Source organism: Streptomyces sp. NPDC050147 (assembly GCF_040660195.1).
GTDB lineage: Bacteria > Actinomycetota > Actinomycetes > Streptomycetales > Streptomycetaceae > Streptomyces.
In genome coordinates this window covers 374708-387744 of record NZ_JBFALJ010000001.1, presented here as the reverse complement: position 1 = coordinate 387744, position 13037 = coordinate 374708, and the positions used below count along the sequence as shown (strand labels likewise).

The window sequence follows — 13037 nt, the reverse complement described above, 5'->3', positions numbered from 1 at the left end:
GAGAGGTGGGCATGCGCTCCTCCCACCGTGCCACCCCGCCCCCCGCGCCCTACGCTCGTCCCATGCCTCGTCGCCATCTCCGTGTGACCGGCGCAGCCGAAGCTCCGTTGCGGGGCGTGCTGCGTGAGCTGCGTACGAAGCTGGAGGTTGCCGAGGGCTTCTCGGGGGACGTCCTCGCCGACGCCGAGCGGGCCGTCGCCGCCCCGCGCCTTCCCGCGTACGACGCGACCGACATCCCTCTCTTCACCATCGATCCGCCCACCTCCGTCGACCTGGACCAGGCGATGCACCTGTCCCGGCGGGACGGCGGCGGATTCCGGGTGCGGTACGCCATCGCCGACGTCGCCGCGTACGTCACGCCCGGAGGGCCACTCGACGCGGAGGCTCATCGGCGCGTCACCACCCTCTACTTCCCGGACGAGAAGGTGCCGCTGCACCCCACCGCGCTGAGCGAGGGCGCGGCCAGCCTGCTGCCGGGCCAGGACTGCCCGGCGGTGCTCTGGACGATCGACCTCGACGCGTACGGGGGCGCCGTCTCCACCGACGTGCGCCGTGCCCTCGTACGCAGCCGCGCCAAGCTCGACTACGACGGCGTGCAGCAGGCCATCGACGGCGGTACCGCCGAGGAGGCGCTCGCGCTGCTCGGCGACATCGGGCGGCTGCGTGAGCGACTGGAGGCCGAGCGGGGAGGCATTTCCCTCAACGTGCCCGAGCAGGAGATCCTCGAGCGGAACGGCGCGTACGAACTCGCCTTCCGAGCCCCTCTGCCCGCCGACGGGTGGAACGCCCAGATCTCCCTCCTCACCGGCATGGCGGCCGCGGAGCTGATGATCGGGTCGGGAGCGGGCATCCTGCGCACCCTGCCGACCGCGCCGGACGGCGCCGTCGGCCGCCTGCGCCGCACCGCGAAGGCCCTGAAGGTCGACTGGCCGCACCACGTCCCGTACGCCGAGCTCGTCCGCTCCCTGGACCCGCGCCTGCCGCACCACGCCGCGTTCCTCCAGGAGTGCACGACGCTCCTGCGGGGCGCGGGCTATATGGCGTTCAGCGGAGGCCACGTCCCGGAACTCACCGCTCACGCGGCCGTCGCCACCCCCTACGCCCACTGCACCGCCCCGCTCCGCCGCCTCGTCGACCGGTACGCCTCCGAGCTGTGCCTGGCCGCGTCCGCCGGGGACGAGCCGCCTCAGTGGGTGCTCGCCGCGCTGCCGGAGCTGCCCAAGGAGATGGAGGAGGGGACGCGGCGCGGCAACACCGTGGAGCGCGAGTGCGTGGACCTCGTCGAGGCCGCCCTGCTCAAGGACCGGGTCGGCGAGATCTTCGACGCGGTGGTGGTGGACGTGCGGGAGCGCGAACCGGAAGTCGGAACCGTCCAGTTGACCGACCCCGCGATCGTCGCCCGGATCAAGGGCGGTACGGGCGGCCTTCCGCTGGGGGAGCGGCTGCGGGTGCGGCTCACGCAGGCGGACCCCGGGACGGCGAAAGCGCAGTTCGCGCCTGCGTGACGCATGGCGTGGTGTGGCATGGAAGCTGGGCGCGCGGGCGTTGCACTCCTGCGAGGGCTCGGAGAAGGCTCGGAGGAGGCCCGGAGGGGACTCCGGGGGCGCCGAGAACTCCGGACTGCGGGGACTTTGGGAACGAGGGGCAGGCAGGTCATGGACGGCGATGCGCAGGGCGACCACCAGGGCATACCGCACGGCGGCCACCACCACGGAACACCGCACGACAGCGGAGGCCGCCACGGAACACCGCACGACAGCGGCGGACGTGAGCACGCCGTCTGGACCCGCGCCCGCCTCGGCCCCTGCGCGCCGCCCCTGGACCTCCTCACCGCCCGCTTCGACCAGCACCGGTACGCCCCGCACTACCACGAGGAATTCACCGTCGGGGTGTGCGTCGGCGGGTCCGAGGTCATCGACTACCGGGGCGGTCGCCTCGACGTGGGCCCGGGGACCATCGTCGTCCTCGCTCCTGGCGAGGTGCACACCGGCGGCCCCGGCCCGCACGGCGGCTACGCCTACCGGGCGATGTACCCCGCACCGTCCCTCCTCGCCGAGGGCACCGTGACCGCGCCGTACTTCCGCGACGCGGTGATGAACGACCCCGAGCTGGCCGCCGCCCTGCGCACGGCGCACACCGAACTCAGCGCGGGCGCCGCCCCGTTGGAGGCATTGGAGGCCGAGTCGCGTGTCCCCTGGCTGCTCACCGCCCTCGCCCGCAGACACGGCACCGCCCGGCTCCTGTGCGACACGATCCCCGGCGCGGACCACATCGCCCGCGCCGTGCGCGAGCGCCTCGCGGACCAACTCCTCGCCCCGCCCTCCCTCGCCGACCTGGCCGCACCGCTCGGCCTGTCCCGCTACCAGCTCCTGCGCGCCTTCCGTACGTCGATGGGGATGCCGCCCTACGCCTGGCTCGCCCAGCACCGTGTGAAGCGGGCCCGCTCGCTCCTGGAGGCGGGACTGCGACCGGCGGAGGTGGCGTCCCTCGTGGGCTTCGCCGACCAGGCGCACCTGACGCGGTGGTTCCGCCGGATACTCGGGGTGACCCCGGCGGCGTACCGCAACAGCGTTCAAGACGTCACGCGTTGAACGAACCGACACTGCACGCATGACTGCACGCGGCTGGTTCCTCTTCTCCCTCATGGGCGTCCTCTGGGGCATCCCCTATCTGATGATCAAGGTGGCGGTCGAAGACCTCTCGCCGACGATGGTGGTCTTCACCCGCTGCGCGCTCGGCGCCGCGCTGCTCCTGCCCTTCGCGATACGGCAAGGCGGAATGCACCGGGTCGTACGCGCCCACTGGAAGCCGATGCTGGCCTTCGCCTGCATCGAGATCCTTGTCCCGTGGTGGACCCTGACGGACGCCGAGCGCCACCTCTCCAGCTCCACGGCGGGTCTGCTGATCGCCGCCGTACCGATCATCGGCGCCGTACTCGCCCGCTTCTTCGGCGACACGGAGCGGCTGGGCGCGCGCCGCCTGACGGGGCTCGGCCTCGGGCTCGGGGGAGTGGCGGTCCTCACCGTCCCGCACCTCACCGGCGGCAACGCGTGGTCCCTGACGGAGGTGCTGATCACGGCACTCGGCTACGCGATCGCCCCGCTGATCGTGGCCCGCCACCTGAAGGCGGTCCCCACGCTCCAACTGATCGCCCCATGTCTGACGCTGGCGGCCGTGGTCTACGCCGTACCGGCGGCCATGACCTGGCCCTCCGAGGTCCCGAACACCCAGACGCTGGCGTCCCTGGCGGGCCTGGGCGTGATCTGCACGGCCCTGGCCTTCGTCGTCTTCCTGGAACTGATCCGGGAGGCGGGTCCGACCCGGGCGGTCGTCTTCACCTACGTGAACCCGGCGGTGGCGGTGGCGGCAGGCGTCGCGTTCCTCTCCGAACCGCTGACGGCGGGCGTGGTGGCGGCCTTCACGCTCATCCTGGCGGGCTCGTTCCTCGCGACGGCGGGGTCGGCGGGGCAGGGGGCGGGCTCCCGGCGGGTAGCATGGTCGGCACGGCAGACGAGCCGGGCGGACGGCCGCGTGAAGCACCCCTCACCGGGGGCTCTTCCCGAGGAACGTCCGGGCTCCACAGGGCAAGGTGGTGGCTAACGGCCACCCGGGGTGACCCGCGGGACAGTGCCACAGAAAACAGACCGCCGGGGGCTTCGGCCCTCGGTAAGGGTGAAACGGTGGTGTAAGAGACCACCAGCGCCTGAGGTGACTCAGGCGGCTAGGTAAACCCCACCTGGAGCAAGGTCAAAAGGAGCGCCGTCAAAAGCGCTCTGCGCGGACGTTTGAGGGCTGCCCGCCCGAGTCCGCGGGTAGACCGCACGAGGTCCGCAGCAATGCGGACCCTAGATGGATGGCCGTCTCCCCGGCCGCCGCGAGGCGACCGGGCGACAGAACCCGGCGTACAGCCCGACTCGTCTGCCGCTATCACTGTGCACTCCGTGCACTCCCACTCTGCGCGCTCCCGCTCACCTCTCCTCAACGGGCGGTGCTGGGAGACAAGGGCCCGCCCCCGCGTCCGCGCGGGGGCCGGGCCCTTGCTCGTCTCTGTCCAGCGGCTGATCCGTCCCAGCGGCTGACCGGTGTCGATCTCGTTGGTCCTGCTGGTCCTGCTGGTGGACAGCAGGGCGAGCCCGAGCGGATTCCGTTGGGCTGAGGGCCACCCGGTGCGGTTGCGGGTGGCCCTCAGTCTGTACGCGCAGCTCCGCCCACACGGTTTTGCCCGGGGCCGCCCGACGAGGTGTGACGCCCCAGGCGTCAGAGAGGGCGGCGACGAGAAGCAGGCCGCGACCGGACTCGGACGCGGAGTCCGTGACTGGGGGAGCAGACGGAGGCTGCTTCTCGGCGCGTGTGTCGCTCACCTCGATGCGGCAGATGTCGTCGGCCTGGGTGAGCTGGAGGTGGAAGTCCCGGCCGGGGACTGTCCCGTGACGTACCGCGTTGGCGGCGAGCTCTGCGGCGATGAGGGTGAGCGTCTCGTTGGCGGGAGTCGTGTACGGGTAGCCCCAGTCATTGAGGCGGTGCGAGACGAGTCTGCGGGCGAGGCGGGCGCCACGAGGTGTTGAGGTGAAGCGCATCGCGAACTCGCGTTCGGGAGCGAGGCGTTGTGGCATATGCCCGTTCGGGGGAGTTGCTGACTTCATGATGTCAACGGTTGCCTACCGTGCGTAGCGTTGAACAGGAGCGATGCGCTGACGAGTGCGGCCTGTACACGTACGCGGTGCGCTTGTACGTGGTGTTGGGCGTGACCGGCTCCAGAGCTCTGAGTTGCCTGGCTGGGGCGGTTGTACGAGAGGAGCCGCAGCGTGGACGACGAGGTTCAGCAGCCGGAGTACGAGGTCGGGACGGGCATGTTGTACGTGTTCGGGCGACAGTTGAAGCTGTTCCGCGAGCGGGCGGGCATGGACCGCGCGAGGCTCGGGTCGCTGACCGGGTACTCGGCCTCGACGATTGCGTCGTTCGAGCAGGGCAGACGTATTCCGCCGCCGAAGTTCATCGACCGGGTCGATGAGGTACTGGAGGCGGGTGGGGTGTTGTGCGCGAGCAAGGAGGAGGTGGCTCGGGCTCAGTATCCGGCGTTCTTCCGGGACGCGGCTAGGTTGGAAGCCGAGGCGGTCGAGCTTTGTGTGTACGACACTCACGTGGTCAATGGCTTGTTGCAGACGGAGGAGTACACGCGGGCTCTACTGGGGATGCGGCGCCCGTTGCTGGACGAGGCGACCATCGAGCAGCGCGTTGCCGCGCGACTTGCACGACAGGGGATCTTCGACAGGTGGCCCGCACCGTTGTTGAGTTTTGTCATGGAGGAGCCAGTTGCGCGAAGGCCGCTCGGCGGTGAGCAGGTGTGGCACGGACAGCTCGCGCGACTGCTTTTGCTCGGCCAGAAGCGGAATGTCGAGCTTCAGGTGATGCCGCTCGACCGCCAGGACAACGCAGGTGTCGATGGCGCGTTCACCTTGCTTACGCCAGGGCAGGCGCAACCGGTCGGGTACATGGAGGCTCAAGGTCGGAGCACTCTGGTTACAGAGCGAGACTCGGTCCATGCGCTGTCCGCGCGCTATGGAATTATCCGAGCGCAGGCTCTCACCCCGAGTGAGTCCCTGGCCTTCATCGAGGAGCTGTTGGGAGAGAGATGAACGCTGAAGCAAAGCGCAGTCCTGCACCTGTGCTTGTCTGGGTCAAGAGCAGTTACAGCGGCGCTGAGGGTGGTCAGTGTGTCGAAGTCGCTGCCCGCCCTGGCAGGGTTCACGTCCGCGACTCGAAGGATGCGGCCCGTGCCGCATTGGCCGTCGAACCCGCGGCATGGACCGCATTCGTCGGGTTCGCGGCGCTCTGACAGAAGCAGGGCCCTCGGCAAGCGTCTGCTTGCCGAGGGCCCTGGCCGTGTGTTGAGGCCAGCTTGCCCGCTACCCGGCACGCACACGAGAAGGCCCCAACTGGCGCGCTCAACATGGCCACTTGAGAGCAGAGTTACTGTAGTTTTCTGCTATGAAACAGGGCAAAGTGGCAGAGAACCCCGAGTCGCGCTTCTCCGCAGTGCTGGTAGGCGCAGCAAGGCTTCCCGGCGTACGCATCGACAGGGCGGCATACCTTCGAAGAGCGCTGGCGCGCTATTGCTCCGAGGACGACATCCGAAGAGCGATCGAAGAGACCCCCGCGGCGGCGGGTATCACTGTCGAGGTTCTCGATAAAGCGGCCAGTGACTCCATCCGCTATGAAACCGGTAAGGTCAGCGCTCTGTCCGCCGCTGCAGGAATACCGGGCATCATCGCCCTTCCTGCCACCGTGCCCGCTGACATGGCCCAGTACTTCGGCCACATGCTGCGTATCTCGCAGAAACTCGCCTACCTCTACAGCTGGCCCGATCTGTTCTCCGACGAGGGCGATGACGTCGATGACGCGACCATGGGTGTGCTCACGCTGTTCTTCGGCGTGATGTTCGGTGCCCAATCGGCGAACGCCGCTGTCGGGAAAGTCGCGGGGATGATGGCGGAACAGGTCGCCAAGAAGCTGCCCCAGAAGGCGCTCACCCAGGGCGTCATCTACCCCATAGTGAAAAGAGTCGCAGGCTACATCGGTGTTCAGATGACGAAGCAGTCCTTCGCGAAGACTGTCTCGAAGGCCATCCCTGTCGTCGGGGCGGTTGTCTCTGGCGGGCTCACTCTCGCGACCTACCTTCCCATGGCCAAGCGCCTCAAGAAGCACCTGTCCAGCTTGGAGCTGACGAAGCCGACGTACCGAGTTGTGGACGTCGATGTAGATGTGGAAGCCGAAGAAGTCGAAGAGTCTGATGCCGGAGAAAACGCTGAGCCGCATGACCGCCTATGACGGTGAGTATGGCGCCCCGCTCTTAGCGACTCTGGGTGGGGGAAGTGGTTCGATCTCCCGCGCGAAGAATTCCTGGAAATCCTCACCGCGCTCATAGAGCGCGTCGAACCCCAGGTTGGTTTCCCGGATCAGTGACTGGTCGGTGTAACGGTTGGCTCCATCCGGGTTTCCGGAATCGTCGTATACGACCTCATACATCACCGCATCGCCGAGGATTACCACTTCCGGAACCGGGCGACTCTGCTCGATGTTCGAAATGGTCCGGGCGTCGAGGATCTTGATGTCGTCGCCCAGTTCCACGCGTACACGCAGGACGAACAACTCCCATTGCACGTACGGTGTGACCGGGAATTCCACCACGCGGAGGCGGCGGTGTGGAACTCCCAGCTGCCTGGCCCGACGAAGTTCCTGTGCGTAGTCCTGGCGGCCCTCGCCGGCCAAGGACAGGGCCCTGTTCCAGTCGCCCGCGGCGAAGGCCTCCCAGCTGGCGAAGCCGCGTTCCTCGAAGTGCTGTCCGCGCTCGAGCTTGTTCAGGAAGTCGATGCCGCTGGTGTAGACCCTGCTGAGATCCGCATGGTACGTAGGGCGATCCATGCGCTGAGGGGCACCGGCGGGGAAGGAATCAAACACTGGGGATGTCCGGTTTCGCCGCGACGAGCATGTTCCTGGGGATGACCACGAGGCGTTCGTCCGCCCCGATCGAGACCCCGTCGGGCAGGTTCTTGGCGAGCGATTCCGTGAGGTCGCGGCCGATGACGGCGATGTCTCCGTTGGCGAGTTCCCAGATGTCCGGGCAGTCAGGAGTTCCGGTTGTATTTCCGAGTTCCTGGGGTGATTTTCCCAGGCGCTGTTTGAAAGTCGTGTCCGGATCCGCTTCCCATGGCCTGACCATTATCGTCTCCCCCTCGATGGGTCGGGTAGCTTCACTGTAGCGTGCAATGGGATCGCCTGACCATGTGTCAGGGCAGCTCTGTGAGGGTAATGGCGAGGATTGACTCCTCCTTGTTTCGCGCTGTTCGGGGGTGGAATGATGTTGATTGGAAAGAAAATCATGCCAATGCCTGACAGGCACGTTTTTTCTGCTGTGTTGTCGGTAAATCGGGTGAACGGAGGGGTTGCTGTGGACCCGGCATTGACGTCGCTCGCACAGAGCGCGGGAACCACCTTGGTCACGTTGATGGCGGCAGATGCCTGGCAGCGCACGCGTGACGGGTTCACGCAGCTCTGGCGTCGGATGCAACCCGAACGGGCTGAGATCGTGGTCGCCGAGTTAGAGGCAGGCCGCGAGGATGTGCTGGCTGCCGTGGCGGCGAGCGACCAGGAGACTCTGGACGAACTGCGCCTGCAGTGGCAGGGGTTCGTACGTCGCCTGATCGTCGCCCGGCCCGCCGCCGCCGAAGAACTGCGCAGGCTCCTGGACGAACTCGACCCTGAGGGCTCGGTGGCCCGACAGGTCACCCAGCACGCCACCGCTTCCGGCCAGGCCCGGGTCTACCAAGCGGGACGAGACCAGCACATCGAAGAGCGATGACGGGTGGGATGGACGGTCGCGCCGAGGACCGTGGACGGGTCTTCCAGACATCCGGCGACCAGCACATCAACGAGCATCACCACTACGGCGGTGACGGCCCCGATTCCAGTGGCCCGGACTCGGTTCGCCGCCCGGCAGTGGGGCGGCCTCCCGTCGTACTGCGTGACCGGAGCGAGGTGATGGAACGCCTGCGGGCAAGCGTCGCGGCAGGGCGCGGCGGCGAGGTCTACGTGCTGTACGGCATGGGCGGCGCGGGTAAGACGGCGGTCGCGTGCACCCTCTTCCAGGAGGTTGCCGGCGAACAGGGCCGGGCAGCTCTGTGGGTCAACGTCGCCGACCGTGCGAGCCTGCGCGGCGGCATGCTGGCCGTGGCCGCCGACCGAGGGGCAGGCGACGGCGAACTGCTGGCCGCCCGCAACGGCCTCCGTCCCGCGGCCGATCTCGTCTGGCAGCATCTCGACCGCTCCGCCGAGCCCTGGCTGCTGGTCCTCGACAACGCCGACGAGCCGGAGATCCTGCGGGACGGCTGGCTGCGTACCAGCCCACGCGGCATCGTCGTGGTGACCACACGCCGAGCGGCGGCCCGCTGGTGGCCGGGAGCCGAGCTCCAGCACATCGGCGTACTGCCGCGGGAGGACGCCGCGCTCGTGCTGCGCGACCTCGCTCCGCACAGTGGTACGACGGAGCAAGCGGCGCGGGTCGCGGACCGGCTCGGGCGTCTGCCGCTCGCCCTCACCCTGGCCGGAGGCTTCCTCTCCCACCAAGTACTCGACCCCTGGACGATGGATGCCTACGGACACCACCTCGACGAGGACGAGCGGGTTCAGCTGATCGACCGCGGAGCCGACGCGCTGTCCGAAGCGGACCCGCGGCATCTGGTCGGCCTGACCTGGCAGCTGACACTCGACACGTTCGAGGCGCGCGGGCTGCCCGAAGCGGTGGCCCTGCTCAGGCTGCTGGCCCGGTTCGCCGCCGAACCCCTGCCGCTTGCCCTGCTCAACCACGAGGGCATCGGCGACGTCCTCGCCCGGGCCCGTACCGAGACGGCTCTGAGGGCCCTGCTCGACCAGTCGCTGTCCGAGCTGGTCGACGTCGTCGGCACGCGTTGCGTGCAGAGCCATGGCGTCCTGCTCGACAGCGTCTCCGCGGCGACCCCCGCCGGACTGATCCCCGCTCTCGAAGCCGTGGCCGTCCGGCTGCTCGACGCGGCCGTACCCGGCGTACCCGACGCCGGGCCGCACGAGCCGCGATTGCGCCTGCTGGTACCGCATGCGCTGGCCATACTGCGGCGTATCGGCGAGCCGTCTGCCGCTGCCGACGCCCTGGCAGTGGCGACGCGGCTGTCGGTCGCCCTGCACCGGACGGGTGACTACCTCTCGGCCTGGGAGACCTCCCGAACCGCTGCGAACCTTGCGCAGCGAATGCTCGGCGCGGATGACCGCATGATTCTGGCCGCTCGTTCCCGGGCCGGGCGGGCGCTGTTCCGGCTGGGCAGGTTCGCTGAGGCCGAGTCGTTGCTCCGTGGCGTCCGTGCCAGGCAGAGGGAGCTGTTCGGGGCCGACGACCCCGACACCCTGGACACCTCCTACGGTCTGCAACTCGTACTGGCGAACCTCGGGAGGCGAGAGGAGGCGGTCGCGTTGCTCGGCGTCACCGTCACCGGCCGGCGCTCGGCGCTGGGCCCGACGCATCCGCTGACCCTGCGCGCCCGCGCCAGCCTGCTGGAGATGCTGCCCGCGAGTGAGGTGGTCACCGAGGAGGACGGTGCACTGCTCTCGTTGCCCTCGGAGTGCGAACGGATCCTCGGGCCCGATCACACGGTGACCCTGGGCGCCCGACACAACCATGCGTGGGCGCTGTACCTCCTCGGCCGGTTCGACGAGGCCGACAGTCAGATCCGGCTGGTCGCCGACGCGTATGTGCGGCGCTTCGGGCCGGAGTACCCGATCGTCCTGGCGGCCCGGCAACTGCTCTCCCGGACTCGGGCGGCGCTCGGCCACGTCGATGAGGCGATCGAGCTGATGGCCGACGTTGTCGCGCGGCGGGAACGCGGCCTGGGCCCCGAGCACCCCTTCACAGTCGCGGGTCGGCAGCTCCTGGATACGTACCGGTCGGGTCGGTGAGATGTCGGCGTGTGCCGCAACGAGGAACGTGGCCTCAGTAGTGGTAGCGGGCCTTGAGGATCTTGACTTCCTTCTCGTCCACCCGGTAGACGAGCCGGTGCTCGTCGTTGATCCGGCGTGACCAGTAGCCGGACAGGTCGCCCTTGAGGGGCTCCGGCTTGCCGATGCCGGTGAAGGGGGTGCGCTGAATTTCCGCGATCAGCCGTGTGATCCGGCGGGCCATGGAACGGTCCGAACCGAGCCAGAACAGGAAGTCCTCCCACCCGGCCGGGTCGAAGTGGACGCTCCTCACCCGTCACCCGCCAGCTCTTCCAGCTCATCCATGGTCTTGGTGACCACAGTCTCGCCGGCCCTGTCCCGCGCGACGGCTTCCATGAGGCTTCGCGCGTTGGCGGGAGAGCGCAGCAGGTAGACGGTCTCCTGCCAGGAGTCGTAGTCCTCGGCGGACATCATTACCGCGTCGCCGTTCTTGGAGCTGATGCGCACTGGGATGTGGTCGTCATTGACGCGTTTGATGAGTGGGAAGAGGTCCTTGCGGGCCTCGCTGGCACTTATCGTCATCTGCGACACCTCTTTCCTTGTAGTACGGAAAAACGGTACCACAGTGGTACTCAAATCTGGTACGAGAATGGGGCGCCGCGGACACCGATGACGTGAAGCCGGACTTGCAGCCCCGGCCCCACGAGAACACCGGCACCGACACGGTGAAGCCCGACAGTGACACCGTCGCCGCGCTCGCCTGAGCCCCCCGCTGTCGCGGTCGCAGCGCTCGCCGCCCGCGCACCACGCTCGCTCACTTGGAACTCACTGAACAGCGCTCCGCCGAGGCGCGCCTCAGAACACCGAAAGCCCCGTCAGCGTCGTGAAGCGGTCGAGCGCCGCCACCCCCGACACCGAGTTGCCCCGCTCGTCCAGGCCCGGGCTCCATACGCAGAGCGTGCAGTGGCCGGGGACGACGGCGATGATGCCGCCGCCCACGCCGCTCTTGCCGGGCAGCCCTACGCGGTAGGCGAAGTCGCCCGCCGCGTCGTACGTCCCGCAGGTAAGCATGATCGCGTTGACCTGCTTGGCCTGGCTGCCGCTGAGCAGGCGGGTGCCGTCGGCGCGGATGCCGTGGCGGGCCAGGAAGCCGGTGGCCAGGGCGAGGTCGGCGCAGGACGCTTCGACGGAGCACTGGCGGAATTACTGGTTCAGGAGGACCGGGACCGGATTGCCGATGTTGCCGTACGACGCCATGAAGTGGCCGAGCGCGGCATTGCGGTCCCCGTGCGCGGACTCGGAGGCGGCGACGCTCTCGTTGATGGTGAGCCGGTCGTTGCCGCTCTCCGCGCGCAGGAAGTTCAGGAGGGTGCCCGCCGCGTCCCCGGTCTGGGTCTGGAGGCGGTCGGTGACGACGAGCGCGCCCGCGTTGATGAAGGGATTGCGCGGGATGCCGTTCTCGTACTCCAGCTGCACGAGCGAGTTGAAGGGGTTGCCGGAAGGCTCGCGGCCCACGTGGTCCCAGAGGGCGTCGCCCTCGTGTGCCAGGTCGAGCGCGAGGGTGAACACCTTGGTGATGGACTGCGCGGAGAACGGCTGCCGCCAGTCGCCCACCCCGTACACCGTGCCGTCCGGCTCCGCGACGGCCATGCCGAACCGGCGCGGGTCGCGGGCGGCGAGCGCCGGGATGTAGTCGGCGGGCCTGCCGCGTCCCGGCGCGCTCTCGATCTCGGCCGCGATGCGGTCCAGGACCGGCTGATAGGTCTGGGGCGTCCGGGGCGAGGTCATGATCGCCATTTTGCACCCGGATGCCCGGCGTCGTGGGTCGCGGCCGGATTTGGCCGTAGCATGTCAACAAGTTCGCGAGCGACCCTTGTTACCTCCGGTAAGTCGTGCCTCAATGCGGTACAGGGTGCTGACTGGGCGTCAGTTGGCTGTCAGTAGTCGCTAGTTGCCGATCGCTAGTGGCAGTCGTCAGTCGTCAGTTCACCTGAGTTCCCTCGCGTTCCCCCCACCTGAAGGCAGGACCCCCATGAGGCATGACATTCGCGCAACAGGCAGGTCACAGCGCAGATTCGGCACCGACAGGCTCGGCGGGCTCGGCGGGCTCCGCAGGCTCGGTACCGGGTCGGCCCTGGGCGTCGGACTCGTCGCCGTGGGCGCCATGGTGATGGCGCCCACCGCCACCGCGGTCACCCCGGACACCGCCACCATCTCGTTCGACTGCGGTACCTGGGGCTCGGGCTCGGCGACGCTCAAGGCCACCCAGGACGGGACCGCCGCGACCATCAGCGTCTCCACCTCCGCGATCAGCGCCCCCATCGACATCGCCGCCGGCTCGGTCGACTCGACGCTCACGCTCACCAAGAACGGAACGGACAGCACCACCTTCATCGGCAGCTCCAACCCGGCCATTCCCGCGGGCGGCGAGGTGTCCACCGGGCCGCTCGACGGGACCGTCGCCACCGGCGACAGCCTGGAGGGCAAGTCGCTTCAGGTCGTGGTCCTCGGCATCACCGTGACCTGCAACGCCACCTCTGCGCAGGCACCCGGTCCGTTCGTCTTCTGACGGTCAC

Annotated in this window: 13 protein-coding genes, 1 other RNA gene and 2 pseudogenes; 10 read left to right on the top strand and 6 right to left on the bottom strand. The window is 68.6% G+C overall.

Going from position 1 to position 13037, the window contains the following annotated elements; genetic code table 11:
- Nucleotides 1-62 precede the first annotated feature (62 nt).
- From AB0I94_RS01770 to rnpB, 4 genes and pseudogenes are all read left to right on the top strand, one after another.
- The gene (locus tag AB0I94_RS01770) at nucleotides 63-1505 is read left to right on the top strand and encodes an RNB domain-containing ribonuclease (RefSeq protein WP_363307371.1); all 1443 of its coding nucleotides are present in this window, start codon (nucleotides 63-65) and stop codon (nucleotides 1503-1505) included.
- 150 nt (nucleotides 1506-1655) lie between these two features.
- Nucleotides 1656-2591, top strand: coding sequence for an AraC family transcriptional regulator (locus AB0I94_RS01765; protein WP_363307370.1), 936 nt, complete (start codon nucleotides 1656-1658; stop codon nucleotides 2589-2591).
- A gap of 19 nt (nucleotides 2592-2610) precedes the next feature.
- A pseudogene (locus AB0I94_RS01760) lies at nucleotides 2611-3390 on the top strand (DMT family transporter); the annotation flags it as partial.
- A 121-nt stretch (nucleotides 3391-3511) separates the two neighbouring features.
- Nucleotides 3512-3921: RNase P RNA component class A (rnpB, locus tag AB0I94_RS01755), an RNA gene on the top strand.
- 47 nt (nucleotides 3922-3968) lie between these two features.
- Here the strand turns inward: rnpB and AB0I94_RS01750 are convergent.
- Nucleotides 3969-4643: an ATP-binding protein gene (locus AB0I94_RS01750; protein ID WP_363307369.1), complete on the bottom strand. Its 675-nt coding sequence runs from the start codon at nucleotides 4641-4643 to the stop codon at nucleotides 3969-3971.
- A gap of 162 nt (nucleotides 4644-4805) precedes the next feature.
- On the opposite strand from AB0I94_RS01750, the gene AB0I94_RS01745 reads away from it, so the two are divergent.
- From AB0I94_RS01745 to AB0I94_RS01735, 3 genes are all read left to right on the top strand, one after another.
- Nucleotides 4806-5636, top strand: a complete 831-nt coding sequence (locus tag AB0I94_RS01745; protein ID WP_363307367.1) for a helix-turn-helix transcriptional regulator — start codon at nucleotides 4806-4808, stop codon at nucleotides 5634-5636.
- Entirely contained in the window at nucleotides 5633-5836 is a 204-nt protein-coding gene (locus AB0I94_RS01740) for a DUF397 domain-containing protein (protein WP_363307366.1), read from the top strand. The genes AB0I94_RS01745 and AB0I94_RS01740 overlap by 4 nt, the downstream gene beginning before the upstream one ends.
- Before the next feature lie 152 nt (nucleotides 5837-5988).
- Nucleotides 5989-6828 carry a hypothetical protein gene (locus AB0I94_RS01735; protein WP_363307365.1) on the top strand — a complete coding sequence of 280 codons (840 nt, stop codon included), beginning with the start codon at nucleotides 5989-5991 and terminating at the stop codon, nucleotides 6826-6828.
- Here AB0I94_RS01735 and AB0I94_RS01730 read toward each other — a convergent pair.
- On the bottom strand, nucleotides 6823-7458 hold the full coding sequence (locus AB0I94_RS01730; protein ID WP_363307364.1) for a DUF6879 family protein: 636 nt from the start codon (nucleotides 7456-7458) through the stop codon (nucleotides 6823-6825). The genes AB0I94_RS01735 and AB0I94_RS01730 overlap by 6 nt on opposite strands.
- Complete coding sequence (locus AB0I94_RS01725; RefSeq protein WP_363307363.1) at nucleotides 7451-7720, bottom strand: hypothetical protein; 270 nt, start codon at nucleotides 7718-7720, stop codon at nucleotides 7451-7453. The genes AB0I94_RS01730 and AB0I94_RS01725 overlap by 8 nt, the downstream gene beginning before the upstream one ends.
- A gap of 228 nt (nucleotides 7721-7948) precedes the next feature.
- Between AB0I94_RS01725 and AB0I94_RS01720 the strand changes: the two genes are divergently transcribed.
- Both AB0I94_RS01720 and AB0I94_RS01715 read left to right on the top strand, forming a co-directional pair.
- Entirely contained in the window at nucleotides 7949-8359 is a 411-nt protein-coding gene (locus AB0I94_RS01720; RefSeq protein ID WP_363307362.1) for a hypothetical protein, read from the top strand.
- Nucleotides 8356-10482 (top strand): tetratricopeptide repeat protein, encoded by a 2127-nt coding sequence (locus AB0I94_RS01715; protein WP_363307361.1) that lies wholly within the window; start codon nucleotides 8356-8358, stop codon nucleotides 10480-10482. Before AB0I94_RS01720 ends, AB0I94_RS01715 begins: the two co-directional genes overlap by 4 nt.
- 34 nt (nucleotides 10483-10516) lie before the next feature.
- Here the strand turns inward: AB0I94_RS01715 and AB0I94_RS01710 are convergent, their stop codons facing one another.
- The 3 genes and pseudogenes from AB0I94_RS01710 to AB0I94_RS01700 all read right to left on the bottom strand — a co-directional run bounded on the left by AB0I94_RS01710 (nucleotide 10517) and on the right by AB0I94_RS01700 (nucleotide 12258).
- Entirely contained in the window at nucleotides 10517-10774 is a 258-nt protein-coding gene (locus AB0I94_RS01710) for a Txe/YoeB family addiction module toxin (protein WP_363307360.1), read from the bottom strand.
- The gene (locus tag AB0I94_RS01705) at nucleotides 10771-11043 is read right to left on the bottom strand and encodes a type II toxin-antitoxin system Phd/YefM family antitoxin (RefSeq protein ID WP_363307359.1); all 273 of its coding nucleotides are present in this window, start codon (nucleotides 11041-11043) and stop codon (nucleotides 10771-10773) included. Before AB0I94_RS01705 ends, AB0I94_RS01710 begins: the two co-directional genes overlap by 4 nt.
- A gap of 273 nt (nucleotides 11044-11316) precedes the next feature.
- A pseudogene (locus AB0I94_RS01700) lies at nucleotides 11317-12258 on the bottom strand (glutaminase).
- 367 nt (nucleotides 12259-12625) lie between these two features.
- Here AB0I94_RS01700 and AB0I94_RS01695 point away from each other — a divergent pair.
- Complete coding sequence (locus AB0I94_RS01695) at nucleotides 12626-13030, top strand: hypothetical protein (protein ID WP_363307731.1); 405 nt, start codon at nucleotides 12626-12628, stop codon at nucleotides 13028-13030.
- The last annotated feature ends 7 nt before the right edge of the window (nucleotides 13031-13037 follow it).